Raw genomic sequence first — 26745 nt, forward strand, 5'->3', positions numbered from 1 at the left:
CCGTGCCCTGCTGGCGGCCCTGTGCCACCCCGTTGGCGATGCGCGCAGGCGAACTGCGCGTGCCGTTGGCGGACGTGGCCGTGGGCGAGCACTGCCACGTGCGCCGTTCGGCCTGCGACGACCGCGTGCTGACCCATGGCGTGGTGACCCGGGTCGACCACGGCGTGGCCACCCTGGCGCTGATCGGCGCGCCGGTGCGGCTGGCGGCCGACGTCGTGGTGGCGGCGACCGGCCAACCGCTGCAGGTGGCGCTGGGCACGCATCTGCTCGGCTGCGTGCTGGACGGCTTCGGCGAGGTGGTGGAACGGCTGCGCGACGGCGACCCGCTGGAGACGGCGGGCGTGCCCGCGCCAGTGCAGGCGGCACCGCTGGATTACCGCCAGCGCCGCGCGATCCAGGTGCCGTTCGCCACCGGCATCCGCGCGCTCGACGCACTGCTCACCGTAGGCGAAGGCCAGCGCATGGGCATTTTCGCGGCCGCCGGCTGCGGCAAGACCACGCTGGTGGAAATGCTGCTGGGCCACGCGGACTGCGACGTGCGCGTGGTGGCGCTGGTGGGCGAGCGCGGCCGTGAAGTGGCGTCGTTTGTCGACGCCATCCGCAACGGCCCGGCCGCCGCGCGCACCATCATCGTGCAGGCCACGTCCGATTCGTCGCCGGCCACGCGGGTCAACGCCGCCATGGTCGCCACCCGCGTTGCCGAGTACTTCCGCGACCAGGGAAGCCGCGTGCTGCTGGTGATGGACTCTGCTACCCGCTACGCACGCGCGCTGCGCGACGTGGCGCTGTCGGCCGGCGAACCGCCCGCACGCCGGGGTTTCCCGGCCTCCGTATTCGAAGCGCTGCCGCGCCTGGTCGAACGGCCGGGCAACGCGCAGTGCGGCAGCATCACCGCGTTCTACACGGTGCTGCTCGAAGACGACGCCGACCCCGACCCGGTCGGCGAAGAGGTCAAGTCGCTGCTGGACGGGCATGTGTACCTCAGCCCTCGGCTGGCCCAGCGCGGTCACTTCCCGGCCATCGACGTGCTGCGCAGCGCCAGCCGCCTGTATCCGCAGCTGGCCACCGAGCGCCAGGCGGCTGCGGCCACCCGCGTGCGTGCGGTGATGGGCCGGCTCGACGACCTGCAGCTGCTGCGCGACATCGGCGAGTACCGCCCGGGCGTGCAGCCGGAACAGGACGACGCCATCGCGCGCGAACCCCGGCTGCTGGCGTTCCTGCGCCAGCCGCTGCACGAACCGGTGGCGCTGGACGCCGCGCTGGAGGCGCTCGATGCGCTCGCCCGCTGACCCCGCCCGCCTGGCCACGCTGCTGGAACACCGTGCGCAGCGCCTGCGGCGCGACGCGCAGGGCCAGGCTACGCAGGCCGCACAGCACGACCGCGAAGCGCACAGCCTGCGCAGTGCCGCCGACGAACGCCTGCAGCAGGCGCAGCTGGGCGAAGAGCCCGGGCTGGACCGGCAGCGCCTGTTCGAACGGCTGCGCGGCGTCGCCATCGCGCGTGCACACGTCCTGGAGTGCGAGCTGCGTGCCGGCCACCTGCAGGAGCAGGCGGTCGAGGCCCGCGAACAGGAACAGCGGCTGCGCCTGGCCGCCGCCGGCAACCAATCACGCGCACGCCGGCTGCAGGCCGTCGGCGCACACCTCGACCAGCACCACCGCAAGGCGCGCCTGCGCCGCCAGGACCGCCAGATCCAAGAGGAATACACATGTCGCTGAACATTCAAGACGCTCAGGCTGCCGTTGCCGCAGTGGGCCCCGTACAGCCGGTGCCGCTGAGCGAACGCGTGCAGGCACGCCAGCCGCAGAGCCGCCCGCAGGAGGCGTTCGAGGCCACGCTGGCGGATGTCGCGCCGGTGGATCTGGACCTGCCGCCTACGCCTGACGACGCTGCGGCTGCGGTTGCGCGTGAGGCCATGACCCGACGTGATGACGGCGAGCGCAGCGCTGCCGGCGCGTCTTCGGGCGCGCCGCTGTTGGCGGGCGCGTTGCCCACGGTGACGTTGCAGGTCCCGATCTCCATGCTGGACACCCCGGCGCCGCGCCTGCGGCCGGGCATTCCTGCGCAGCCAGCGATGCCGAAGGTGGTGCAGGGCACGGTGCCGATGTCCGATGGTGCAAACACATCTTCGGGTTCGGTTGCGGTTCCGCCGTCGACTTCGCCTGCCGTGACTGCCCCCCCGTCTGCGAATCCAGCCATCGCAACCGCTCAGCCGCTCACGCCCGCCGTTGCCGTGGTGCAGGGCGATGCAGCGAGTGCGCCCGCCACGGCAGTGGCCAGCGATGCCGCGTCGACGACCGTCCAGGCACCACGCCCCGCGACGCCGACACACCGCGTCCCTGCTGCAGTCGCCGCTCAGGCATCCGCTGTTTCGCCTGCGTCCGCCGCGCGCAGCCAGCCGGTATCCGCGCCGATGCAGGGTGCAGGTGCGAAGCCCGGCCAAGCGGCCCCCGCAGCAGCGCAGTCGCCGTCCGACGACAAGCCAACCCGCAGCGACGCCGCAGCGCCGCCGGCGGCGATCACCGCCCCCACCTCGACCGCGACGCAGTCAGAGACCGGTGCCGACAGCCAATCGCTGGCCGACGCGCGCCGCGCCGACGCCAACGTCGGCACCCGCCAGCAGGTGCGCGCGGTGCGCCAGGCCGAGGCCCTGCAGACCGCCATGGTCCAGCGTGCAGAAGCGGCCAGCCAGATCCAGGTGTCCTTCAGCAGCTGGGGCGCCGGGCACTCGGTCACCGCGCGCCTGGACGGCGGTCGCCTGCACATGCAGCCGTCGTCGGCGCGGGTGGGGCAGGCGTTGTCTGCGGCGGCGGCCCCGGCTGGCGTTGAACTGCAGATCGCCGTGGACGGCACCGACACCGCCACCGACGAGCGCCGCCAGCGTCGCGGCGACCAGGGCCACGCATGAACGCACACCGCTGGCCGTTTCCGGCCCTGACCGCGGCCGCAGTGGCGCAGGCCGCCATCGCCGCCGCCTGCGCGCGCGCAGGTATCACCCCGGCATGGCGGCCGTTGCCGGCGCGTGGCGCGATGCTGCGCTTCGACGTCAGCGGCCATGGCGGCGACCTGCGCCTGGCGGTGCCGGCAGAGCAGTGGTGCCCAGGGATGCTGCCGGCCATGGCCGGTTTCGCCTGGTCGGAACTGGTCGACCGCGGCGCGGTGGCCTGCTGGTTGCCCGACCAGCCGTTGCTTGAGATTGCCGCCGCACCGTTCCACGGCGCGACCGTCACCCTGCGCGAGGTCATCCCGGTGAGTGCGCTGGTGCTGGGCAGTGGCCCGCACCCCTGCCTGGACACCGCGCAGGGGCCGGCCTGGATCGAACGCGCCGACTGCGCCGTCGGCGCCGCGCTCGCGCCGGCTACCCAGGCGCTGCGCCTGCCGGTGGAACTGGGCATCGCACGCCTGCACCTGCCCATGCACCGCCTGCGCAGCCTGGCACCGGGCGCGGTGCTGCTGCTCGACCAGTTGCAGCCTGTAGCGCGCCATGCGCAGCGCCGCCTGTACTCCTTCGACTTCACCCTTGAGACCATTTCCGTGAATACACCCTTCGATTTCCTCGACGACGACGACGGTGGCGCCGACATCGCCGCCGCCTCCGCCACCGCCGCGGCCAGCGCCGAAACCACCCACGGCATCGACATCCGGCGCCTGCCGGTCGCCGTGGACGTGGTGCTGTGCCAGCTGCAGCACGCCATCGGCGAGCTCGACGCGCTGCAGCCGGGCACCGTGTTCAACCTGCCCGACGACGCCTGGAAGCACCTGCAGCTGCGCGTCAACGGCCAGCTCATCGCCCGTGGCGAACTGGTCCAGGTCGGCGACCAGCTGGGCATACAGCTGGCGCAGGCGCCCGTGCTGCCATGAATTTCGTCAACAACGACATCTCGCTGATCGCGGTCATGTCGATGGCCGCGATGCTTCCGTTCCTGATCGCGGCCGGTACCTGCTACCTCAAGTTCTCGGTGGTGTTCGTGCTGCTGCGCAACGGGCTGGGCCTGCAGCAGGTGCCCTCGAACATGGTGCTCAACGCACTGGCGCTGATGCTGGCCTTCTACGTGATGCAGCCGATCGTACAGAACATGTACGACGCCTACCTCGCGCTGGACGCGCCACTCAACTCGGTGGCCGCCGTGGTCACCTTCCTGGAAAGCAGCCTCGACGGCTACAAGGTCTACCTCGCCACGTATTCCGACCCGGAACTGCTGAAGTTCTTCGAGCGTGCGCGGCACACCGAGCCCGGCATGCCGGTGCCCGACCTGGAGCCGCATGAGCGTTCGCTGTTCGCGCTGATGCCGACCTACGCGCTGAGTGAGCTGAAAGACGCCTTCCGCATCGGCTTCTACCTGTACCTGCCGTTCGTGGTGATCGACCTGGTGGTCTCCAGCGTGTTGCTGTCGCTCGGCATGATGATGATGAGCCCGGTGACCATCTCCGCGCCGATCAAGCTGATCCTGTTCGTGGCGATGGACGGCTGGAGCCTGCTCTCGCAGGGCCTGGTCCGCCAGTATCTCGACGTGCCGATGTAGCCATGGATTCCATCATGTTCATGGGCAACAAAAGCCTGATGCTGATCCTGCTGCTGTCTGCCGCTCCTGTCGCGGTGGCCACCGTCGTCGGCCTGGCCATCGGTCTGTTCCAGACCGTCACCCAGCTGCAGGAGCAGACCCTTCCCTACGGTGCCAAGCTGCTGGCGGTGATCGCCTGCCTGCTGGTGCTGATGACCTGGATGAGCGCGCGCATGCTGGACTTCGCCCGGCTCGCGCTGCACACCGCGCTGAACGGGTAGGGAAGTGCAGCTTTCCCCGCTCGACACCGAACTGGTCGCGCTGGCGCGCGACCACGGCCTGCCGGCGCTGCTCGGCATGGCCCGGATCGGCGCCTGCCTGGTCTGGATTCCGTACCTGTCGCCGGGCGTGATGCCGGCCAAGATGACCCGGTCGGTGATCGCGGTGATGGTGGTGATCGGCCTGTGGCCGTCCACCGCCGGTGCCGCGATCCCGCCAGACATCCTGTCCATGGCCGGCGTGGTGCTGCGCGAAGTGCTGATCGGCACCGCGATCGGCCTGGTGGTGGCGCTGCCGTTCCACATCTTCCACGGCATGGGCGCGATCGTCGACAACCAGCGCGGCGCCGGCATCGGCGCCATGCTCGACCCGGTCAGCGGCATGGAAGCCACCGAGCTGTCCAACCTGCTGCAGCTGATGAGCGTGGTGGTGTTCCTGGCCACCGACGGCATGATCGTGCTGCTCGAAGTGCTGCAGGACAGCTACCAGCTGATTCCGATGGGCAGCGGCTTCACCCTCGACCTGGCGCGTCTGCAGAACTTCGCCGGCACCCTGCTGGCCGGCGCGGTGCGCATGGCACTGCCGGTGCTGCTGCTGTTGTTCCTGGTCGAAGTCCTGCTCGGCACGCTGTCGCGCTTCTCCCAGCAGATGAACCCGTTCTCGCTGTCGCTGGCGATCAAGTCGTTCGTCGCCTTCATCGCGCTGCTGTTCTACCTGATGCCGACCATCACCACCCAGGTGCCGCTGATCCGCGACAGCACCGACGCGCTGCAGCTGCTGCTGGAGATGCCGAAGTGAAGACCGAGAAGCCGACACCGCACCGCCTGCTCAAGGAATCCAAGAAGGGCAAGAGTTACGTCAGCCGCGACCTGGCCGGCCTGGCGGTGCTGGTGGCCGGGCTGGTCGCGCTGGCCACCATGACCTCCACCCAGGCGCTGCAGGGGTTCTATCGTGGCATGGCCGTGCGCGGCTTCAGCCTGACCCCGGCCGAGGCCGCCTGGCAGGCCACCCAGGCGTTCCTGTGGATTGCCGTGCCGGTGGGGGTTGCCGCCATCGTGGCGGCGGTGCTGATCTCATTGGTGCAGAGCCGGGGCGTGATCGCGGCCGAAGCGGTGCGTATCGACCTGGCCCGGGTGAACCCCATCTCCGGCTTCAAGAACCTGTTCTCGCTCAAGACCGTCAAGGGCGTGGTCAGCGCCACCCTGTACCTGCTGGCCGGCCTGGTGTTCGTGGTGCTGGCCTGGAACCTGTTCGCGCCCAGCCTGTTTGCCCAGGTGCAGATGCCCGACAAGGCGGCCGGTGCGCTGTGGCACAGCGTGGGCTGGCGCAGCACCGCGCTGCTGCTGGCCGTCTTGTCGCCGATCGTGTTTGCCGCCGCCTTCATCGAATACCGGCTGTACATCCGCGAGATGCGCATGGAGAAGCACGAGGTCAAGCAGGAGCACAAGGACCACAACGGCAATCCGGAAATCAAGCAGCGCCGCCGCCAGATCGGCGAAGAGCTGTCCGGCCAGACCCAGGCCGACATCGCCGGCTCCTCGCTGATCCTGGCCAACCCCACCCACATCGCGGTGGGCATCTTCATCCATCCGGACTACCCCGGCCTGCAGTTCGTCTCCGTGCGCGAGCGCGGCAACCGCGCACGCAAGGTCATCGCACTGGCTGAAAAGTGGGGCATTCCGGTCGTTCGCGACATTCCGGTCGCACGCGCGGTGTTCTTCAAGACCCGCCGCTACCAGTTCGTGCCGGCCGACCTCACTGCGCCGATCACCCGGATCCTGCTGTGGCTGAAGGACATCGAACGCAACAACGCGCCGCCGCCACCAGATTCCGGTCACGACGGCGAGAACGCGCCGGAATCGACACCCCCGCTTGACGGCACCCCGCCGCGCCCATCCGCGAATGAGGGAAACCCGAAAGTCCCCCCTTCGCATCCCCGCCAGACTGTGCGTGTCCTGCAGCGCCGTCGGCCCCAACCGGTAACCCACCATGACCCAAGCCCACGACGCCCCCACCGATTCCCAGACCCAACAGGCCCAGCTGGACGAACTGGCCCAGTTGTTGTTCGAAGGCGCCCAGAGCGGTGCCGCAATCAAGGATCTGAAGGGGGTCAGCGATGACCTGCTGGAAAGCGTCTACGCCTATGCGCACCGTTTCTACACCGACGGTCGCCTGGACGAAGCCGAAACGTTCTTCCGCTTCCTGTACCTGTACGACTTCTACAACGGCGACTACGCACTCGGCCTGGCCGCGGTGCTGCAGATGAAGAAGGACTACGCCAAGGCCATCGACATGTATGCGCTGGCCTACGCACTGCTCAAGGGCGACGAACGGCCAATGCTGCATGTCGGCCAGTGCCACCTGGCCATGGGCAAGTTGACCCTGGCCAAGGGCTGCTTCGAAACCGTGCAGCTGCGTTCCACCGATCCGGACCTGCTTGCGCGGGCCAAGGTCTACCTGCAGGCGCTGGCCAGTAACGGCACCGCCCCTCCCGATTCCACAGAGGACACCGATTCCGCATGATCATCACCGCTTCCGCCAGCCACACGCCGCTGGCCTTTACCGGCAAGACCGCTGCACGCGACGACGCGCCTTCCATCGCCGCCGGCTTTGGCTCGGCCCCGCTGCAGCAGGTCGAAGCCATCGACCGCAAAGTGCTGGAGCTGCTGGCCAAGGCAGCCGGTGACAGCAACAGCAGCAGCGCCGAGGCGGAAGCACCCAACCCGAATGCGCCGGTATTGCGCAAGGCCGACATGCAGCGCCTGGTGCGCGCCGCCGTGCAGGCCCAGGCCCAGGCGACCGGCGCCACCCCGCCGCGCATGACGCCGGAAGCGGCCATGACCCTGCTGGCCATGCAGCTCAGCGAGCTGGTTACCACTGAGAACACCCGCAGCCTGTCGTCGCAGCTGGAGCTGGTGAAACAGCGCCTGGCCCAGCGCGCCGCAAGCGCGCAGGAGCTGGCCGAGGCCATTCGCCTGGCGCAGGAAGTGGTGGACGGGGCCATGGCCGACATGGGCGCGGCTGAGGGCGAGCTGCTTGCTGCGGCCGAGGCGCTGAAGGAGGCCGAAGCCGAAGTGAAGCGGCTGGAGAAGGCGCTGGCCGATGCTCTGCCGGAAGACCAGGATGCTATTCGCGCCCAGCTGGAGGCCGCCAAGGGCAGGGCTGCGGAATCCCAGGTGCGGGTGGACGATGGCATCAGCACCTTGGTGCAGGCCTCGAACGCGCTGAACAAAGCGCTGGCCGATCTCGAAGACTTCAAGGGCCAGGCAGACAAGCTGGACCCGAATGGCAGCGTGAGTGTCCGCGGCGATGAGAAGGCCCGTACCAATGCCGCGACGCTGAGCGAACTGCTGGCCGTGCTGCAGGAAATCATCGGCAAGGCCAACGATGCCAAGCTGGAAGCCGACACCCGCCTGGTCCAGGACGTCCTGCGCCTGCGCGAAGCCGAGAACCTGCGTCGCTCGCAGGAATACCAGGACGAACTGGCCAAGGCTGAAGCGGCTCAGAAGAAAATGGGCTGCATCGGCAAGATCATCGGCTGGGTGGTTACCGTGGTTGCGGTCGTCGCAGCACCGTTCACCGGAGGCGCAAGCATGGTGCTGGCCGGGATCGGCCTGGCCCTCGCCATCGGCGAAGAGCTGGGGCTGAACATCATGGGCAAGATCATGGAGCCCATCATGAAGCTGGTGATGGAGCTGGTGAAGGCGGTGGGCAATGTGATGGGGGACGTGCTGACCAAGCTCGGCGTCTCCTCTGCCTTCGTCGACAAGATCAAGGACGTGCTCGGCGTCATCGTCGTTGCCGCACTGATCATCGCCGCGGTCGTGCTCACCAAGCGCGTGGCGGGCACCGTGGCCGTGCAGCAGCTGGCCAAGGCGGTGACCCGCGCCGTGACCGACGCGATCAGCAAGGCACTGCCGCAGATGATCAAGATGCTGGCGCAATCGGCCAAGAGCGCCGTGGATGACGTGGCCAAGGCCATCGCCAAGACGGCCAGCAAGGTGACCAGCAGCAACGCGGACACCTTGGCTACCCGCGCGGGCTATGCCACCAAGGCGTCGCACACCCTGCAGTTCGCCAACCAGACCAGCCAGGGCGTGGGCGCCATCGTGATTGCCGACATGCACATCAATGCCGCCGAGCTGCTCGCAAAGCTGGAGGTCGGCCTGGCCGACAGCCAGATCTTCCGCGACCTGATCCAGAAGATCCTCGAGTACTTCATGCAGGTCAACACCCTGGTCGCCGACCTCTTCAAGCAGATGACCAACGTGCAGGAATCGGAATACGAAACCGCGCAGTTCGTCACCTCCCGCGTCGGCCACGCTGCCTGACCGGCGCGCGGCGACCCCCATTTCTTTCAAGGACAACGTAATGACCACCTCGATTCCGATTCAGCACGCGACGCCGGTGCGGATGCTGGACCTGCTGAACCTGAAAGCCCCGGTTGAAACCACTGTCGAATCCAACCAGACGGTACCGATGGATGCGCAGATGTTGCGTACGCTCACCGGGGCCGTCGCCAGCAGAATGCTGGTGGAAGGCGAAAACGGAGACGGTCGCACCGCCGAAGCGCCGGTCGCGAACCTGCGTGCCTCCACCATTTCGCTGCGCGAAGCCAGCGAAAGGCTGGCCGGTATCGTCAGCGAGCTGCCCGTGATTCTCTCGGCGCTGCTGGGCACCCAGGATCCGCTCAAGAGCGAGGAGGGCGCGACTGTCCGCGCTGCGGAGGGCGCCGCAGCCCAGGCACCGCTCCTCGCAGCCCGCGATGGCGCCGCGATGGCTACAACCACCGAGGGCACGACCGGCGTGGACGCCGACGTGGGTGACCGCTCCGCCAATGCCGGGGCCTGGATCGCGTCCAGTCCGTTCAGCAATCTGCTGGCACTGCTGCGCCAGCTGCTGCTCAAGTTCGAGAAGCTGGACCGCGACAACAGCACCAAGATGGTGATCATGCAGCGCGAGATCACCATTCTCGCCGGCGACAAGGGCGTGGAAAAGGCGCGTGAGAACCTGGGGGGCGCCATCGGGGCCGCCGTCATGACCGGCGCGATCGGGGGCGCGGCACTGAAGCAGACCTTCAAGTCGAACACCATCCAGACCGCCAGCATGAAGAGCAATCTCAACGCTGGGAACAACACCAAGGTCAGCGTCGAGGCCTCTTCCGGCGGAATCCGGAGCAGCGCCACGCCCAGCGATGAGCTGCGTCCGGCCCGAAACCTCAACGGCAGCCCGGTCGAATCGGCACGGGGCACCGAGCGTGCAGCAGCAGACCTTCAGGCGGATACCTCGGTCGATCGTCACGCCATCGACGCGACCATGAAGACCACCGGCCAGAAGACGAGCGAGGAATCGAACCAGCTCAACCACGGCGTGGAAATGGCGCGGTCCCAGATTCCCGCCAGCCAGGGCATGATGCTGAACATGCTCGCTCCGGGCATCGGTGCCACCGTCTCGTCGGGCGTGCAGATCGAGTCCGAAATGACCGAGGCCGAACGCCAGCTCGCACTACAGGTGGCAGACGTGTTCCGTCGCATCGCCGACGAGCAGCAGGACCAGTCCGCCAAGACCCGCGACATGCGCGATGCCGCTGCGCAGCTGTTCGAAAGCATGCTCAACCTGATGTCCGGCACCAGCGCGCACATCATCTCGAAGTACTGAGGCACACCATGACGACCCCCATCGACACCGCCACTGCGGTCATGTCCATGCGCCCCCTGCAGGCACTGCAGGGGCAGGTGAAACAGGCAGCATTGGAAGCCCCGACGCTCGACCCCGAAACCCGGTCCCGAGTGCTGCAGCTAGGTCACGTCGCCAGAAGTGCACGCACTGCCTCCGCGCAGCAGATACGCCTCGCCGAGGAGCTCGCCACGACCGGGCTGTCAGCGGCGGGGCCGAGAACGGCGGAGTCGCTGAACGACGCGGTAGCGATGGAAGAGCTGAAGCGCAGACAGCAGAAGGAATCCGAGCTGACCGCCGGGTTGCGCCACGCGTTGCAGGGCTCCTCCCGTACCCAGGACGACATGGTTCGCGCCATCGGCTTCCTGATGCCGCAGATGCTCATCGAAGACGAGGATTTGGTGGGCCTGCCGGGCTTCCAGTCGCCGATGGAGAATCCTGCTGATCTGGACATGAGCGGCCTGATCTGGAACTCGCATGCCGACTTCTTCGAGCAGATCAGCGCTCTTCTGGGCGTGTTGCAGACCGAGTGGTTGAGCAAATACCAGGATGCACTGTCGAACTTCCTTGAGTTCTATAAGGAATTCTCAGACATCATGGAGAAAATCGTCCTCACGGCGGACGGCGACAAGGGAAATGTCAAGATCGAGTTCAAGGAGGTTCGCGAGGCGTTGTACGCCCTTGCCAACAAGTACCGCTTTAGTGAGCCGCTCGCACTATTCTCGACGGAAGGGGCGGCCACAGCATTCATGGAATCGTTGGGATTGCCAGGAATGAAGGTTCAGGCCTATGCGGATGGCACATATGGGGTCCTGATGGATGTCGATGCCGTCGATGACATCGTTCGGAGCATGTTTCACAACACAACCCATTGGGACTCAGCGGAGTACAACGCCTGGGTTTCAGCCAAAGACAGCAACATGGAGCAGATCAAGCACGTCAGCAAGGTGCTTGGCGAGAAGCTCAATGAAATGACCCAGAAGTACGACAACATCGTGAAGATACTCAGCTCGTCGATTGACAAGATGTCTGAAGCCAACAACAGCTACGTGCACAACACCTGACCTGCGCGTACCGGCGGCGACTGAAACGCCGCGTTCTGTAGTAGTTCACCAGCTCCCGGGCGCCGGACAACGGCGCCCGGAATCCCCTTAGCGGTATGAAGCGAGGAACTCCACCATGGCAACCGCCATCAGTACTACGAACGCGCAGTTTGCATTGCGTGCCTTTGGAATCCAGACCGCCGAAACCCCGGCGGCCAGCCTTGAAGCAGCGTCGCTCGATCCTGAACTGCAATCGAGGCTTCGGCAGTTGAATGGAATGGCTCGCGCAGCGCAGCGTGACGCCATCGTCTTCGGCCGGATTGTTTCCGAACATGATGCGGGACTTCCGGATCAGCGGGACATGGCCCGGTTTGAGGCTGCGTACGTGCGCACGCAGCAATCCCAGTCGGATCTCCTCCGGGCACTGGACTTCCTGATGCCGCGTGCGCTCGCGGAGTCGGGGTCAGGCGAGGGGGCCATGGAAGAGGGCGGCTCCGGCAGCGCAAAGGACTTGGATGCGGGTGGACTGGTCTGGTCCTCCCACGCGCAGTTCTTCGAGCAGATCAGCGCCCTGATTGCCATCCTGCAGAGCGAGTACCTGAGCAAGTTCCAGGATGCGCTGAGCCAGTTCCTGGTCTTCTACGACAGCTTCTCCAACATCATGGAGATGCTCAAGCCGGTCGCCTCGGGCGACAAAGGCGACATAACGATCGACTTCACGCTCGTGCACGCAGAGCTCAAAAAGCTTGCGAATGAAACCCTGAACGATTCGATGGTGCTGGGAAAGTTCACGTCGCAGGCGGCAGCCGAGGCATTCAAGAAGTCCGTGGGCCTTCCTGGCCTCAATCTGTATGGGCCAGGTGCGGACGGAGTGTACCGCCTGACAATGGATACATCTGCCGTGGACGACCTTGTATCCAGCATGGAAGACAAGAATGGCGATCCGCTGCCCAAGGATCACAAGATGGACAGCGCCCAGTACAACGCCTGGATATCCGCCAAGGACAGCAACATGGAGCAGGTCAAGCACGTCAGCAAGGTGCTGGGCGAGAAACTGAATGAGGCGACCCAGAAGTTCGACAATATTGTAAAGATTTTGAGCTCGTCCATCGACAAGATGACCGAAGCCAACATGAGTTACGTGCGCAACACCTGAGTTGCGCATTTTACTGGAGACTTAGTTATGCCCGGTATTTCCAACGCGCTTTCAGGCGCATCCGCCGCTACACGTCCAGCGTCGAACCCCGTACTGCGCGCCATGCTCAGCCGGATGGTGCTCAATGACGTCAGAAATGGTGCGGGACCGGTCCGTTGCCGTTTGACGCACGCACGCGGAACGCATGAGCGCATGGCCTATGCGGATGCGATGAGCGTGTCCCGCAGCGTCATGGAGACGGGCAAGGCATCGTTGTCCAGAGATGAGCAGGTGTCCATTGGAAAGGGGATTGACCTGCTAGGCACGAGGAGTGCCGAACAGCTGGGTCCCGTGCTGGTGGAGTATCTGACGACGTTTGGTGCGGTGCGTGGCGCAATTGTCGAGCTGCTGCGCGAAGGCGCGGATGCGGAGCGCCTGGCACCGCTGTTGGACAAGTTCGACAAGAACCTTGTGACCATCGGAATCCGCATGGGCGAGTGCAAAGGCATCCCGGACGCAGCCAGGAACAAGTACACCGGGAAAGTGTGCGATGCGGTGGAAGCCGGCAAGAAGCTGATGGTCAAGTGCGCAGGCGAGGTGGGATCGGAAGAATTGCTGCGCGGTGTGGCGCAGTCCATTCTTCCCAATTCCATCCTGCAGAGCCTCACGGAACGGCAGCCGCATCTGGTGGAAGCCTTCCAGGAGCCCGATGGCGCAAAGAAGCTGCTCGACGTGATCGTGTCCACCGCCGCACACAAGCTGGAGGCTGGGTTGATATCACACATCGGAACGGGAGGCGCCGAGTCGTTCAGCGGTGCCGTTCTGGATCTTCTGAAGACAGCGGAATACATCGTGCCCGGACAAAAGGGGCAGGCGGGCGAGTCACCCGCTGATCCGGTGGATGTCAACGCACCGGTTCGGCCGGACGAGCTGCGTAACCTCGCGGGGCCCGGCGCCCCCGTGCTCTACAACAACGTCCATTCGCCCGTGAAGGTGGTCAATGAGCTCGGCGATCTTGTCAAGTTCATGGAGCGCGATCGTTCGCTTCCGTTGAACGAGGTGCGAAACCTGGTCAGCGACGCGCATCGTCGCGGACAACGGCTGGGCGCGGTGCAGGAACGACTTCGCACGCAGTCGGACCTCATTGCCAAGCTGCTGGAAGACAACGCACGCCTCCGTAACATCGTGAGCCGTTCAGAGTTCACGAGCCAAGGCGTTGGGACTGACAACGATTCCAGTTTGAAGGATCCGCTGCCTCGCAGTGATCTGAAACTCGACCACAATCAGCGCGAGGACATCCAGCGTTCGGATGCCCAGTTGAACACTGATGCGCATTCGGAGGAACTGCTGCGCAGGGCTCAAGGCACTGGCGATGACATCACGCGGCCAACGCCGCCACGCGCGGACGACCAGGTGGATGGTCGGAAGCTGGATGTGAAGGACGGGACGGAATCTACTCTGCTGAAGGATGACGCACTTCGGCAGTTGGCGTCGTCACCTGTGAAACGCCAGTTCAGGGTCGGCGATGGCCTCGTGCGTAGCGAGAGCCGGACCGAGGCGAACACTTCCTCCAAGCGCGACGTCTCGGCTGGGTCCGGGTCACCTGTGCAGGAAGACGAAGTAGTAGGTGAGTTCGAGCGGTACCTGCAGACGTTCGGATTTGAGCAGCGCCCATTGCCGCGTGACCCGCATCAGCCGTTTGGTCCTCGCAACCTGAAACAGGCTGATGCAGGTGACGGTGGCCCGGCACCCACCGCCAACCGCACGCTGCTGCCCAGTGACCTGGTGAGCTATCGCGACGCCCGCGCGCTCAGTTCCGGCGTGCCGTTTACCCCAGTGAGCACCGGCAGAGTTGGGCAACCGCTGTCTGGCCGCCCGCAGGGTGAGTTTGCCGAGTTTGTTGATCGGCTGGGCGTCGGCAACGTCAGCCCCACGCACGTGATGGACAGGAATGGGCGTGGATCCGTACCGCCGGCGTCCCTGGTGATCCGGGGGCCGGTATCCGAACTGGAACGGGCTTTTGAGAGCCATAGGAGCCGAAAGATGAATCCTCTGTTGCAGCCGGCAAGTTCGGCATCACCACACCGTTCGCCGAGGCCCGAGCCGGTCCGGGAGGCCGATCGGAGCATGGCGTCGGATTTCCTTGTGAAGCCGACGGCAAGCCCCACGGAGCTTTCATCTCCACGACTGGTTTCGGCGATGAATCGCGCATTGGAACGTGCAAAGCCCACGACGATACCTTCACCGCTGACGATTCTGGCCCGTTCGGTCCCGTGGCCGCCGACCGCCGCTCCGAACACGGTAGCGCGTGGCCGGTCCGATTCCCTGGCAAGCATCAGCTCGACCGGCAGCCGGGCCGATTCACTTCGCGAAGAGATTCTTTCAGGCTCGAAGTCCCCGCGTGGCGCGGCAACCCGGCAGGTCCGCTTTGACGACAAGATCGAGTACTTCTCGGATGCCGACAGCGCTGCGTGGGATAGCGGCGACTCCGGCAACGAGTCCCCGCTCGTTCAGATCGAGGCAGATTGGGCGCCTCAGCAGGTCGACCGCGTCGCAGACCGGACGCCGCGAAAGGATGAAAAGCTCACCGCGAAGATGCAGATGGGAGACGTGATCGCAGAGCTGAAGCAGATGGGGCCTCGTCAGCTGCGGCCCGCGCTGTGAACACCTTGCTCAACCTGCAGGACCTCCGCCGTCTGACGGCCGACCATCTTGGTCGGCCGTTGGAGGAGATAGGGTCGCAGCAGCGCCTGGTCGAAGACCTGGAGATCGACTCCCTGGAAATGCACGCGCTGCTGATCCAGATCGAGGAGGCCGGTGGAACACTGCCCGATGCTGAAGCCCTGCGCGACGTGGTCACCCTGGCTGACCTGCATCTCGCCATGGCCGGGCCGGACGCACCGCCATGGTCGGCCTGAAAGCAGGGCTGGTGGTGGCGTTGCTCGCCATCACTACGCCGGCTGCAGCGAGCCAGGTGTTCGCCAGCCTGGATCGCCATGGAAAACTGCAGGTCTCCGATGCCCCCCGCGCGGGGGCAACGGCGTTTGATCCGCATCGTCCCTTCGTGCCGGCAGGACCCAAGCCCGCGGCACGCGCTGCGGCTGTGAAGACCGTCGCGCCTTCCGCCATGCCCAAGGGGGCTTCGCGCTGGAATCCCCTGATCGAACAGGTCGCCGCCGAACACGGTGTCGACGCGCGCCTGCTGCACGCGATCGTGCGCGTCGAATCCGCCTACAACCACCACGCCCGTTCCCACGCCGGTGCGCTTGGCCTGATGCAGGTCATCCCGGCCACGGGCAGACGCTTTGGCGCCAACGACCTGTTCGACCCCCTGCAGAACCTGCGGGCGGGCACCGCCTATCTCGTCTGGCTGCACCGTCGCTTCAACGGCGACCTGACCCTGATGCTGGCTGCGTACAACGCTGGAGAGGGCGCGGTGCAGCGCTACGGCAATCGCGTACCTCCGTACAGTGAAACCCGCCATTACGTAGAGAAGGTAACCAAGCTGTACAACGGTTTGCTGCGGTGATCAAACCGCAATTTCCTGGTCCTGACTTAAGCTCTTCAAGGGGAGTAGTTAATGCCGATACCGCCAAGCATCCCAGCCGCGCCTTCGAGGCCCTTCCAGCCGCCGCCGTTCAGCCTGCAGAAGACACTCAACAGCATTCGCTTGGACAGTATTCACAATTCTCCACCACCAACCTTCACGTATTGTCACATGAGTGCGGAGGGAGTTTGGAATCGTCAAGCATCGGGGCATGCGTTGAGTGTCTGCTATGACATTTTTGCAAAGCCAAGGCCGGCATCGTCCCGTAGAGAGAGTGACGCGATCAGCAAAACACTGCAATGGATGGCCCCAAACAGTGAGGATCGCCTCGGCGCGCCTGCTTTGCTGCGCTTTTTCGTCTCCGGCGCTACTTATGCATCGCTACTGGAGCTTCTGAAGACGTCACCAGACGACCCGGTGTTGCAAAAGTGTCGTGACGAACTGGAGGCGACAATCTACAGGGCGGGGGTTCGCGCCGGTCGTTGTCCTACTGCACCAGTCGGCGCCTGCACTGGCGGCAAGACAGTAAAGTTCACTAAGGTGTTGAGGGAGGCTCAGAAGCGCGTAGAGCAATGTAACGCGAGAATTGGTAGCCAGAGACTCATGGATGGAATGGCGCGAGCGCTGCTGACTAGGCCCATTGCCGGCAGTATTGAAGAACGACGGCCCCGGCTCGCGCCGATACTAAACTCGCCTGAAGCTAAAGACGTTCAGGTTTACTCGCTCATCAAGGAGAATCTTGCGGATGAGACGGAGCGGCGTATTGCCATGTGCTTGGAGATCGGAACATGGTCTTACGTGGATTCAGCGATCTTTGCACTAATGGGTATCCCTGAGTATCTAAAGTGGGGCTTGCCTTTGCCCATCGCTGATGGAGCTGAGGTGGCGCCTGGTACTTCTTGAGCGCGAGCTCGGGGCCGCGTGCGGGGGCGCAAGGAAGTGCAGTGAATGGGCGCGGGACTGAAGGTTCCTTTTTCAAGGAAGACGCGACAGTGGCTTGATCGTGATGTTGGCCGCGTACAACGCCACTGCAATCGCGTGCCGCCGTTCAGTGAAGCCCGACGTTATGTCGAGAAGGTCACGGCGTTGTATCGCGGCGTGCACTGACTACAAGAAAACGTAGTAATCGGACATTGAAAGATATTTCATGGAGGGGGTCCGGGGGAGCTGTCAGTCTGCGCGTCGTCGCCGCAATGCCTTGCGCAACGGCCTTCTCGCTCCCGCTTTCCCCGGACTCCCATGCTTCCCGCGCACAAGTTGAAACTGCTTTCCGGCCAGCTCGATGGCGTGGAATTCACGCTCTCCCCCGGCGACACCGTCTTCCATGTCGGCCCGGCCCGCACCCTGCACCAGGGACAGCTGGGCACCACCCTGGCCAACGCCGACAACGTGTTCTACATTCCGGGTGACCTGTCCCCGGCATCGTTCCGGATCCACCTCACCGACGATGAGGTACGGCTCGAAGTTCGGGCGGAAGGCGCCGAGTTCTGGTCGCCGCAGGAGCTGCCACTCAACGCCGTGGTGCATGTGGCCGGGCTGGCGATGGCGGTGCGTGCTGAAGATCAATCCTGGTCGGCTGCGGTCCTGGACCATCGGCTGCCGGTGGTGGTGGATGAAGGCCTGACCCTCCCGCCGATGAAGCGACCGGCCCGCACGAATGGCGCGCGCCGCTGGGCCGCTGTCGCAGTGGTGACGGTGGTGCTGGGCGCCAGCGGCTGGTGGCTGTATGACACGCAGCGCCCGGCCACCCAGGTGCGCACGCTGGAAGCGGTGCTTGCCAAATCCCCCTACAACTACACCGTGGTGCACGACGCAACGGGACGCCTGTACGCCTTCGCCGACAAGGCCGAAGCTGTGGCGTGGGGCCAGCGCGCCAGCCAGCGCGCCGGCCGACTCCAGGATCAGTATCGCGACCGTCACGTGGAAGCGGCGCGCATCGGCAGTGTGCTCGACAGCGCCCGCGTGGACTACGCCGTGGTACGCCTGCGCAGCCCGCAGCGTCCGGAAGTGGTGATCACCGCGCTGGGCATGAACGACGTGGAGCGCCGCCGCCAGGTGCAGGCGCTGCTTGCCCCGCAAATGCCGTACGCGGCGGAGATCGACGTGCGCTCGGTTGGCGATGGCGAACTGGTATCGATGGCGCGCGCCGAGTTGCGTGCGCGCGGCATCAGCACCCGCGCCGGTGGGCAGGCCGGGCGGGCCAGCATCTCCAACGACGTGTTTCTTGATGACGCCTCCCTGCACGCCATGGCGCGCTACCGCGACGACTTCGTGCAGCAGTGGGGCGAGCGCCGCGTGCGCATCAGCATCCGTTTATGGGACGACCTGTTGAAGGGCCGTTCCTACCAGTATTCCCAGGATCAACTGCTCTCGGTGGGCGAGGGTCGCTGGGAGTTTTCCACGGCAGGTAGCCGTTGACCTTTCCGATTTTCTTGGAGCAAATACATGAGCATGGCAACTATCAATCCTGTCCCCGTCGGTGGCGACTTCGATGGCGACAAGCCGGACCCGAGCAAATCCTGGGGCTGGTTGGGCGATCACAGCGACCGTTTCGACAAGGGCGTGGAGAAGCTGAAGGGGGAACTCGACGCAGCCTTCGCAAAGCTGGCGGGGGACAAGGACGGCAACGGCGGCGATCCCACCAACCCGGCAAACCTTGCTGACTACCAGACCGCGCTGTCCGGCTACACCACCTACCGCACCCTGCAGTCGAACTCGGCCAAGAGCCTGTCGGACATGCAGAAGCAGAACGCCCGCAACCTGGGTTGATGAACGCCGGTACCGGCAGCGCTGCTGCCGGTACCCGGGCCGCAGGCGCAACCCCGCAGGAGATACCCCCCATGCAAGTAACCGCGATCGCGACCGAACTCAGCGTGGGTGGCGACGCCACAGGCGGCACCATGACGCTGTCGGACCGCATGAGCCACGCCCTGGCCAACAGCTATGTCAGCGCGGGCGAGGACCTGGCCAGGATCCAGGCAGCCAGCAACAACGCCGACACCGCCACCAGCCCGGCCGCACTGATCGAGCTGCAGCTGAACCTGGCCGATTACACCAAACGCATGATCGTGGCGGCCGGCCTGGCCAACCACGCCAACAAGACCGTGGAGACGCTGCTCAAGTCATGAACATGCCGTCATTCACGGCCGCTGCGCGCCGCCTGTGCCGGTGGCGCGTGGTGCTGCCCCTGCTTGCGGTGCTGCTGCTGGTCGGCTGCGCGCGCAAGCCACTGCTGGAAAACCTGGACGAGCGCCAGGCCAATGAAGTCATCGCCGTGCTGCTGCGGCATAACATCACCGCCGAGAAACTCAACGCCGGCAAGGGCGGTTACCAGGTACAGGTGGCCCCGCGCGACCTGCCCGAGTCGATTGAACTGATGCAGCGCAATGATCTCCCATCGGCGCCGCGCAGCCAGGTGGCCGCCGCGTTCCCGGCCGACTCGCTGGTCAGTACGCCGCTGGGCGAGCGCGCGCGGCTTATTTCCGCGGTGGAACAGCGCCTGGAGGAATCGCTGGCGCTGCTCGACGGTGTGCAGTCCAGTCGCGTGCACCTGAACTACGACGCCAACCTGGGCACCGAGGGGCGCCGTGTCGAACGTCGCCGCATGCACGTGGCCGCCGTGATCGCGCACGACCCGGGCATCGACGCGGAAGTGCTGCTGCAGTCGGTGAAGCGCTTCCTGCGCAACACCTTCGACGGTATCGAGTACGACAACGTGTCGGTGATCCTGACCGAAGTGGAAGGCCCACGCACGCTGGCGGTGACCACCGGCAGCGAACGCAGCCTGCCGCTGGCACTCATGCTGCTCTGCGCAGTCGGCGCCGTGCTGCTGTTGCTGGGCGGCTGGGTACTGGTCCGGCTGGTGCCGGCGGTCGGTACTCGTGTGCGCAGTCTCTGGCAGCGTGCCACCTCCCGTCGCGAAGGCCCCACCGGCTGGAGGCGCTGGCGTGGTGCATGACGCCATGCGCATCGCCTACGCGCCGGCCGCCTACTACCGGCCGTGGCAGGCGCTGTACGCCAATGCCAACCCTGAGCAGCAGCGCTGGTTGAACACCGCGTTGATCCGCCAGCGACGCCTGCCGATGCCGGCGTCGCTGGCGCCACCGTCGGAGCTTCTGCCGCGGCGGTTGATTGGCTTGTGGTCCCGCCTGCCACAGGTGGCCAGCCTGATGGCCGCCGCGAGGCTGCGCGAATGGCTGCCGTCGCAACGCGGCTCCGCCGCGCTGCCGGCGACGTTGCAGGCCTTCATGCGCGCGGGCCACGCTTCGCGACCCGCCAGTGTCGTGCCGGAGGACGCACACGCCGACCTTGCCGACACCCTGCTGCTGTGGGGCGGCGCTGAAGTGCAGTCGCTGGCGCCGCAGGTGCCGGCCTGGCTGTCGGCCCGGCTGAGCCTGCCGTTTGCCTCGGCCCCGGCAGACCCCGCGCGCCCGCCCAACGGCGAGCGCGCCGACCTCGATCTTTTCTGGACGGCAGTAACGTATGTTGAAAAGCTTTCCTGAGCACGTCCTGGCGCACGCCCAGGGCGGTGTGATCGCGCCCAGCGCGCTCGGCCAGGCCGCACGCGCCGACCAGCTGGAGTCGGCGGCACGCCGTCGCGCCTCTGAAGTGCTGGCCGCGTTGCCTGGGCAGGTGGACGCCGCCACGACCGAAGCGCGCCTGGCCGGCTTCGGCCAAGGCTATGCCGATGCCATCAGTGAGGCGGTGCCATTGCTGGCCGCCGCGCTGGGCAATGTGCAGGCCGTGCGCGAGGCAGTGCTGGGCCAGGTCCGCGAGGTGATCGCGGCGAGCCTTACCGCCGAAGGCGTGGACGCGGCACTGGTGGTGCGGCGCTGCGAACAGTTGTTCGGCAACGCCGATGCCGGACTGGTGCTCTACGTCCCCGAGCAGATGTCGGCGCTGGGCGACGCGGTGCGGGCGCAGCTTGCGCAGAGACCGGATGCGCCTGCACTCCAACTGCTCTCCGCACGTTCGACATTGCCGATGCTGAAAGCAGGCCCGTTGTTGTTCGAACTGGACCCGGTGGGCGCCATGAGCGCCGCCGTGGAAGCCAGCGTGGACGCCGACGCACTTGCGACGGCTGCGCGCCAGCGCGCCAGTGACTATGCCGCCGGCATCGATGCCCGGCTCAAGCGATTGCCGTTTCCCCAACCCGTGCATGGAGTGGAGTGATGTTCATTGAACCGTTGGGCGTTGCCATGCCCTTCAACCCGGATCGCCCGCAGGCCGAACAGGAGAACCTGATGCGGCGCCTTCGCGCCGCGATCGATGCGGCGTCGACCAAGCCGGAGGAGTCCGGCCAGGAAACCAAGCCGACGCCGGAGGACCCCGAGCATGAAACCAAGCCGATGCCGCCGGATATCGCCGAGCTGACCCGGCAGATGGCCGTGCAGTGGTGGGTCACCGAGTTCACCCAGAAGATGATCTTCGGGGACGACGAGATGATGCCGAAGCCGGACGAGTATTGACGGACGGGTTGAGGAGTTGCCGGCCAGCGGCCGGCACTACCTCAGATACAAGGCGGGCCGCGTTATGCGGCCCGCCATCGTTTCAGGGTGTCGGCGCCGTGGCGCCAGTGGCCGGCGCCGCCATCCAGCGTTCGATCTTGGCCTGCAGGATATCCAGCGGCATGGACCCGTCGCGCAGCACTTCGGCGTGGAAACGACGTGGATCGAAGCTCGCCCCTTGCGCGGCCTTGGCCTTGTCGCGCAACTCCATCATCTTCAGCTCGCCCAGGCCGTTGGCCAGGGTCTGGCCGGGCAGGGCCATGAAGCGTTCGACTTCGGCAGTGGCGTCTTCCACCGGCAGGTCGGCGGTCTTCACCAGGTAGTCCACCGCCTGCTTCTTGCTCCAGCCCTGCGCATGCACGCCGGTGTCGGCGACCATGCGCGCACTGCGGGTCAACGCACCTTGCAGGTAACCGATCCGTGCGTACGGATCCTGGTACACGCCCAGTTCGTCGCCGAGCGACTCGGCATACAGCCCCCAGCCTTCCACGAACGCGATATCCCCGCCAAGGCGACGGAAGCGCGGCAGCTTGTCCAGTTCCTGCTGGAGGCCCAGCTGCACGTGGTGGCCGGGAATGCCTTCATGCAGGTACTGCGCCGGCGCCGACCAGGTGCGGCGGCTGGGCAGGCCATTGGTGTTGACGTACAGCACGGCCGGACGCATGCCGTCGGGCAAGGACGGCTGATAGCTCACGGCAGCGGCGCTGGTCGCTCGGTCTGCTTCCACGGGCTGGATCTGCAGCGGCGCCTTGGGCAGGGTGTTCAGCAAGGTCGGCAGGCGAGCGCCCACCTGCTGCTGCAGTTGCTTGTAGCGCATCACCAGTGCGTCGGGCGTGTTGTACTGGAAATTCTTGTCGGTGCGCATGCTGCGCATCAGCTTGGCCTGCGAGCCTCGGATGCGGTTCTCTTTCATCACCGCCGTAATCTGATCCTGCAGGCTGGTCACGCGCTGTTCGGCCAGCGCGTGGATCTGCTGCGGAGTGAGCGTGCTGGCGGTGGTCTGCACGATGTTCTGGGCGTACCAGGCCTGGCCGTTGGGCAGGGCCGACAGCCCGTCGGTGGTGCGGGTGGCCGGCAGGTACTCGGTGGCGATGAAACCGCGCAGCGCGCGGTAGGCCGGCATCAGCCGGAAGTCGATCATCCGCTTGTACTCGGCGGTGATGCGCGCCTTGTCCGCTTCGGAGAAATCGTCCGGCATGTTGCGGATCGGCGCCCAGAAGATGCTTTCTTCGGCGGTCGGCTTGAGCACCGCATCCAGCTGCGGCAGCACCTTTTCCATCAGGTCGCGCGGCTGCACCACGCCGGCGCGCATGCCTTCGCGCATGTTGGCGATGGCCTGGTCGAACAGCGGAGGAATACCCGCTGCGCGCTTGGACCAGGTGTCGTAGTCCTGCACCGTGTTGAACGGTTGCGCGCCTGAGCCGGAGCCCAGGATCGCCATGATGCTGCCCAGGTTGTAGTACTGGCTTACCGGCAGCATCCAGGCCGGGTACTTTTCGGCGGCCAATGACATGCGCGCGTCGCGCACGAAGATATGGTAGCTCAGCAGGTCCTGGCCGGTCAGGCCGTCCGGGCCGATCTTCTCGACCTTGCCCAGCCATTCCTGGGTGAAGTCATGCGACTGCTGGCGGTAGGCGGCGGAGAGGATGTTGGGCAGCTGGTCGTTGTGGCGGCTGTCGCCCTGGAAGGTGGCCTGCAGCGGATTGAGCCGCATCGAGGCGTCCCAGTACTCGTCGTAGATGCGTTCGAGCTGGGCGGCCTTGCTCTGCTGGCGCACCAGCGGCTGGCGCGCGGGTGCGGCGGCGGGCCGGGCGCGCGGTTTGGCCTTCGGCTTGGCCTGCCGGGTCTGCGCGGCAGCCGGGCGGCTGGCCTTCTTCTTGGCGGCCTCGGCAGGCGCGGCGGCGCTGAAGACCAGCAGCGAGGCGATGGCAAGCGCCAAGGCACGGGCGGGGTAAGGCATGGAACGCTTCCGTAAATCCTATACAGACCCGGGAGCTTGCCTGATCAGCCCGCCCCAGACCAGCCGTGCGGGACGGGCCATACACCCTGCGTACGGCCGGAACACAGGACGAACAAGGCCCGCGTAGCGACACGCCACGCGTGTCCCACGGAAAACCAACCGAAACCACTACCTATTCAGCGTTCCCCAGCCCGCGTAAACGGCACCGTCTCAGGCGCCACGGCACCGCCGGAAATAATGAAACTCATTGCCTGGTCAACGGTCCAGTCGGTCGGGGTCAACAGCTCCACCGGCACGATTTCCAGATACCCGGAGGTCGGATTCGGCGTAGTCGGCACATACACCGCCGCCAGCTCGCGCCCGGTGCCCTGTTCACGGATCACCCGGGTCACCAGCCCCACCGCCTTCATGTCGCGGTGCGGGAAGTCGATCAGCACCACGCGCTGGGTGGTGCCCGGCTCGGTCTGCAGCATGTCCAGCAGCTTCTTGGCGCTTTCATAGATGGTGCTGGCCAACGGGATGCGCTTGATCACCGCGCCGAACCAGCGCAGCAGGCGCTGGCCGATCACGCGCCGGCTCAGCACGCCCACGCTCAGGATCACCAGCAGGGTGGCGAGCAGGCCGATCACGTTCTGCATCCACTCGACCTTGACCCAGCCCAGGTAGTGCGGGAACGAAGCGGCGATCTGCGCCGACAACGGCACCACCAGCGGGCTGCTGATGCCCGAGAGCAGCACGAACACGAACTTGATGACCACCCAGGTCAGCCAGATCGGCAGCAGGGTGAGCAGGCCAGTCAGGAACAGGCGCTGCAGGGAAGGGCGCGGAACGAGGTGGGGGGCTTCGGTCGACATCGGCGCATTGTAGCGGGGCGGCGGGCTCGGATGACGTGCCGTTACCGGGCCTTCGGCTTCAGCCTCAGGTAAACCTGCTTGCGTACTCGGGCGACCACTTCGCCCTTTTCATCCACCACGTCGTTGCTGAACCAGTGCAGGTACTTCTCCCCACTGGCCGTTGCCGCGCGCAGCTCGTCCAGGATCGCATCGTCCAACCGGAACTCGGCGGTGACCGTGCCGCGGCCCGGCTTCAAAAACTCGATTTCCCCAGCCCGATCCCACACGTAGTAATCGCGGCCCAGGTTCTGCATCACGGTCAGCATCCAGAACGGGTCGGTCATCGCAAACAGGCTACCGCCGAAATGCGTCCCCACGTAGTTCCTGTTCCACGGGCGCATGCGCAGCTCAACCCGGACATGCCGGTAATCGGCACTGACCTCGGTCACATGGATGCCGGCAAACAGGAATGGCGGCCACAGGTTGATGCCGTGGCGGAACAGGCTGGCTTTCATGGGGGTAGCGGGGGCAGGGGAGGTGCTGAAAGCTTACCATTCGTAGGCGTATGGTGGCGCGTGGCGACGCGTTCATCGGCGCGGCGCATCCGTGCTCAGTCGGCGCGGGACACGCATGGTGTGTCGCTACGCTGCGTAGCCGTCGCGGCCGGCGGCCTTGGCGCGGTACAGGGCGGCGTCGGCGCCTTCGAAATAGTGGCGCGGTTCGGTGATGGCGCTGGGAACGCGGGTGAACAGGCCGACGCTCAGGGTGATCTGTGCGTCGTGGCCGTCACCCAGCGACAGCGACATGGCGCGTACCGAGGCGATCAGGTCCTGGATGACCTGCACGGCGCCTTCGGAGGTGGTGTCCGGCAGGATCAGGGCGAATTCGTCGCCGCCGAAACGCGCGGCCATGTCGCGCGGGCGACGGGCGTGGGCGCGGATCTCGGCGGCGATCCGGCGCAGTACCGCGTCGCCGGCGTGGTGGCCGTGGCGGTCGTTGTGCTGCTTGAAATGATCAACGTCGATCAGCACCACGGTCAGCGGGCGACCACTGCGGCGGCCGGCGTCGTGTTCCTGCTGCAGGGTCTGCTCGAAGCGCAGGCGGTTGCCCAGGCCGGTCAGCGCGTCGCTGTTGGCCTGGCGGCGCCAGGCGCTGATCCGCCACAGCACCCAGGCGCAGATCACCGCCAGCATGCAGCCGAGCGCGGCGGCCGGCGCGAACCAGACCTGGCCGACGCGCAGCAACGCGAAGCTGCCCAACAGGGTCAGCGGCAACGCCAGCACTGCGCACAGCAGCGCACGCGGCAGGGTCAGGCCGAGTGCGCACAACGCCACCAGCAGTGCGCTCAGTGCCGCCTGCCAGGGTGGCGCCAGCACGTTGATGACCTTGCCACTGAGCAGCATCGAAGCCACGTTGGCCTGGTACTCGGTGCCGCTCATCCAGTGCTCGCGCGTGGTCGGGGTGAGCAGGCGCGGGGCGATGCCGCTGGCGGTCAGGCCGACCAGCACCAGGCGGTCGCGCAGCACCGCCGGGTCGACCTCGCCGTTGAGCACGTCGACGTAGGACACCTGCGGGAACCGCTCCGGCGGGCCCGCGAAGCGCACCCGCACGTAATGGTTGCGGTGCCATTGATAGGGCGATGAGGTGTCGATGTCCGGGTCGCGCAGGCCCGGCAGCGGGCCGCGCAGGTTGGCCAGCGCCAGGCCGAAGGCGGGCCAGTGCGGTGAGCCGATTCCGGCGGTGAGGTACAGGCCGCGCGCAACGCCGTCGGCCTCTACCTCGATATCGCTGTGGCCGAGCGTGCTCGCGTTGGCGGCGATCAGCGGGATCGGCAGCAGTTCCTCGGCCATGCGCGGACCGCTGGACGGCGCCGCCAACACCGGCAGGACCACGTTTCCGTTGCGGCGGATCGCGGCAGCCAGTTCGGCGTCCTGCGCACTGTCCTGGCGGTCCGGTCCGGACAGCACCAGGTCCAGCGCCACGCGCTGGCTGCCGGCGGCGGTCAGGCGGTCGAGCAGGCGCGCATGGGTCGAGCGCGGCCACGGCCACTGCCCCAGCTGCTGCAGGCTGGCGTCGTCGATCGCCACCACCAGCAGGCGCGGATCGGGCGGGTACTCCCAGGACCCCACGAACGTGTCGAAGATCGCCTCGTCCTGCTTCCAGAACACCTGCGCGTAGCTGGCCAGCGCGGCCAACGCTCCCAGCAGCACCGAAATCAGGATGCGCCGGGGCCATGGGAGCGTGATCGGGTTCATACTCCGC

27 protein-coding genes are annotated in these 26745 nt (G+C 66.2%); 23 read left to right on the forward strand and 4 right to left on the reverse strand.

Annotation, left to right across the window (positions count from 1 at the left end; all coding sequences use genetic code 11):
- The first annotated feature begins 38 nt into the window (after positions 1-38).
- From C2U58_RS02735 to C2U58_RS02845, 23 genes are all read left to right on the forward strand, one after another.
- Positions 39-1289, forward strand: coding sequence for a FliI/YscN family ATPase (locus tag C2U58_RS02735; protein ID WP_102944440.1), 1251 nt, complete (start codon positions 39-41; stop codon positions 1287-1289).
- Positions 1273-1719: a hypothetical protein gene (locus C2U58_RS02740; RefSeq protein WP_102944441.1), complete on the forward strand. Its 447-nt coding sequence runs from the start codon at positions 1273-1275 to the stop codon at positions 1717-1719. The genes C2U58_RS02735 and C2U58_RS02740 overlap by 17 nt, the downstream gene beginning before the upstream one ends.
- On the forward strand, positions 1710-2909 hold the full coding sequence (locus tag C2U58_RS02745; RefSeq protein ID WP_146033393.1) for a hypothetical protein: 1200 nt from the start codon (positions 1710-1712) through the stop codon (positions 2907-2909). Before C2U58_RS02740 ends, C2U58_RS02745 begins: the two co-directional genes overlap by 10 nt.
- Complete coding sequence (locus C2U58_RS02750; RefSeq protein ID WP_102944443.1) at positions 2906-3862, forward strand: FliM/FliN family flagellar motor switch protein; 957 nt, start codon at positions 2906-2908, stop codon at positions 3860-3862. The genes C2U58_RS02745 and C2U58_RS02750 overlap by 4 nt, the downstream gene beginning before the upstream one ends.
- The gene (locus C2U58_RS02755) at positions 3859-4524 is read left to right on the forward strand and encodes an EscR/YscR/HrcR family type III secretion system export apparatus protein (RefSeq protein WP_102944444.1); all 666 of its coding nucleotides are present in this window, start codon (positions 3859-3861) and stop codon (positions 4522-4524) included. The genes C2U58_RS02750 and C2U58_RS02755 overlap by 4 nt, the downstream gene beginning before the upstream one ends.
- Before the next feature lie 2 nt (positions 4525-4526).
- Positions 4527-4784 (forward strand): type III secretion system export apparatus subunit SctS, encoded by a 258-nt coding sequence (gene sctS, locus C2U58_RS02760; RefSeq protein ID WP_102944445.1) that lies wholly within the window; start codon positions 4527-4529, stop codon positions 4782-4784.
- Between the two features lie 4 nt (positions 4785-4788).
- Positions 4789-5580: a type III secretion system export apparatus subunit SctT gene (gene sctT / locus C2U58_RS02765; RefSeq protein WP_102944446.1), complete on the forward strand. Its 792-nt coding sequence runs from the start codon at positions 4789-4791 to the stop codon at positions 5578-5580.
- On the forward strand, positions 5577-6902 hold the full coding sequence (locus C2U58_RS20165; protein WP_102944447.1) for an EscU/YscU/HrcU family type III secretion system export apparatus switch protein: 1326 nt from the start codon (positions 5577-5579) through the stop codon (positions 6900-6902). The genes sctT and C2U58_RS20165 overlap by 4 nt, the downstream gene beginning before the upstream one ends.
- On the forward strand, positions 6844-7305 hold the full coding sequence (locus C2U58_RS02775; RefSeq protein WP_253256661.1) for a SycD/LcrH family type III secretion system chaperone: 462 nt from the start codon (positions 6844-6846) through the stop codon (positions 7303-7305). The genes C2U58_RS20165 and C2U58_RS02775 overlap by 59 nt, the downstream gene beginning before the upstream one ends.
- Positions 7302-9113, forward strand: a complete 1812-nt coding sequence (sctE, locus tag C2U58_RS02780; protein ID WP_102944449.1) for a type III secretion system translocon subunit SctE — start codon at positions 7302-7304, stop codon at positions 9111-9113. The genes C2U58_RS02775 and sctE overlap by 4 nt, the downstream gene beginning before the upstream one ends.
- A gap of 40 nt (positions 9114-9153) precedes the next feature.
- Positions 9154-10440, forward strand: coding sequence for a hypothetical protein (locus tag C2U58_RS02785; protein WP_102944450.1), 1287 nt, complete (start codon positions 9154-9156; stop codon positions 10438-10440).
- Between the two features lie 8 nt (positions 10441-10448).
- A complete protein-coding gene (locus C2U58_RS02790; protein WP_102944451.1) occupies positions 10449-11522 on the forward strand; it encodes an IpaD/SipD/SspD family type III secretion system needle tip protein in 1074 nt (357 codons plus the stop codon).
- Positions 11523-11637: 115 nt separating this feature from the next.
- The gene (locus tag C2U58_RS02795; protein ID WP_102944452.1) at positions 11638-12657 is read left to right on the forward strand and encodes an IpaD/SipD/SspD family type III secretion system needle tip protein; all 1020 of its coding nucleotides are present in this window, start codon (positions 11638-11640) and stop codon (positions 12655-12657) included.
- A 27-nt stretch (positions 12658-12684) separates the two neighbouring features.
- Positions 12685-15300, forward strand: a complete 2616-nt coding sequence (locus C2U58_RS02800; RefSeq protein WP_146033394.1) for a hypothetical protein — start codon at positions 12685-12687, stop codon at positions 15298-15300.
- Positions 15297-15554, forward strand: a complete 258-nt coding sequence (locus C2U58_RS02805; protein ID WP_102944454.1) for a phosphopantetheine-binding protein — start codon at positions 15297-15299, stop codon at positions 15552-15554. Before C2U58_RS02800 ends, C2U58_RS02805 begins: the two co-directional genes overlap by 4 nt.
- 209 nt (positions 15555-15763) lie before the next feature.
- Positions 15764-16165, forward strand: a complete 402-nt coding sequence (locus C2U58_RS20170) for a lytic transglycosylase domain-containing protein (RefSeq protein ID WP_343125465.1) — start codon at positions 15764-15766, stop codon at positions 16163-16165.
- Positions 16166-17422: 1257 nt separating this feature from the next.
- The gene (locus C2U58_RS02815) at positions 17423-18601 is read left to right on the forward strand and encodes a PrgH/EprH family type III secretion apparatus protein (RefSeq protein ID WP_102944456.1); all 1179 of its coding nucleotides are present in this window, start codon (positions 17423-17425) and stop codon (positions 18599-18601) included.
- A gap of 27 nt (positions 18602-18628) precedes the next feature.
- Positions 18629-18952: an EscF/YscF/HrpA family type III secretion system needle major subunit gene (locus tag C2U58_RS02820; protein WP_253256629.1), complete on the forward strand. Its 324-nt coding sequence runs from the start codon at positions 18629-18631 to the stop codon at positions 18950-18952.
- Between the two features lie 71 nt (positions 18953-19023).
- On the forward strand, positions 19024-19311 hold the full coding sequence (sctI, locus tag C2U58_RS02825; RefSeq protein ID WP_146033395.1) for a type III secretion system inner rod subunit SctI: 288 nt from the start codon (positions 19024-19026) through the stop codon (positions 19309-19311).
- A gap of 2 nt (positions 19312-19313) precedes the next feature.
- Positions 19314-20141: a type III secretion inner membrane ring lipoprotein SctJ gene (sctJ, locus tag C2U58_RS02830; protein WP_172448061.1), complete on the forward strand. Its 828-nt coding sequence runs from the start codon at positions 19314-19316 to the stop codon at positions 20139-20141.
- A 4-nt stretch (positions 20142-20145) separates the two neighbouring features.
- Entirely contained in the window at positions 20146-20685 is a 540-nt protein-coding gene (locus C2U58_RS02835) for a hypothetical protein (RefSeq protein WP_102944459.1), read from the forward strand.
- Positions 20669-21355, forward strand: a complete 687-nt coding sequence (locus C2U58_RS02840) for a hypothetical protein (protein WP_146033396.1) — start codon at positions 20669-20671, stop codon at positions 21353-21355. The genes C2U58_RS02835 and C2U58_RS02840 overlap by 17 nt, the downstream gene beginning before the upstream one ends.
- Positions 21355-21651, forward strand: a complete 297-nt coding sequence (locus C2U58_RS02845; RefSeq protein ID WP_102944461.1) for a hypothetical protein — start codon at positions 21355-21357, stop codon at positions 21649-21651. The genes C2U58_RS02840 and C2U58_RS02845 overlap by 1 nt, the downstream gene beginning before the upstream one ends.
- A gap of 82 nt (positions 21652-21733) precedes the next feature.
- Here C2U58_RS02845 and C2U58_RS02850 read toward each other — a convergent pair whose 3' ends face one another.
- The 4 genes from C2U58_RS02850 to C2U58_RS02865 all read right to left on the reverse strand — a co-directional run bounded on the left by C2U58_RS02850 (position 21734) and on the right by C2U58_RS02865 (position 26738).
- Complete coding sequence (locus C2U58_RS02850; RefSeq protein WP_102944462.1) at positions 21734-23650, reverse strand: DUF885 family protein; 1917 nt, start codon at positions 23648-23650, stop codon at positions 21734-21736.
- A 176-nt stretch (positions 23651-23826) separates the two neighbouring features.
- Positions 23827-24504 carry a DUF502 domain-containing protein gene (locus C2U58_RS02855; protein ID WP_102944463.1) on the reverse strand — a complete coding sequence of 226 codons (678 nt, stop codon included), beginning with the start codon at positions 24502-24504 and terminating at the stop codon, positions 23827-23829.
- Positions 24505-24545: 41 nt separating this feature from the next.
- Positions 24546-24998, reverse strand: coding sequence for a DUF4442 domain-containing protein (locus tag C2U58_RS02860; RefSeq protein ID WP_102944464.1), 453 nt, complete (start codon positions 24996-24998; stop codon positions 24546-24548).
- Between the two features lie 126 nt (positions 24999-25124).
- Entirely contained in the window at positions 25125-26738 is a 1614-nt protein-coding gene (locus tag C2U58_RS02865; RefSeq protein ID WP_102944465.1) for a CHASE2 domain-containing protein, read from the reverse strand.
- Between the last annotated feature and the right edge of the window lie 7 nt (positions 26739-26745).

Source organism: Stenotrophomonas sp. VV52, assembly GCF_002893095.1.
Lineage (GTDB): Bacteria > Pseudomonadota > Gammaproteobacteria > Xanthomonadales > Xanthomonadaceae > Stenotrophomonas > Stenotrophomonas aracearum.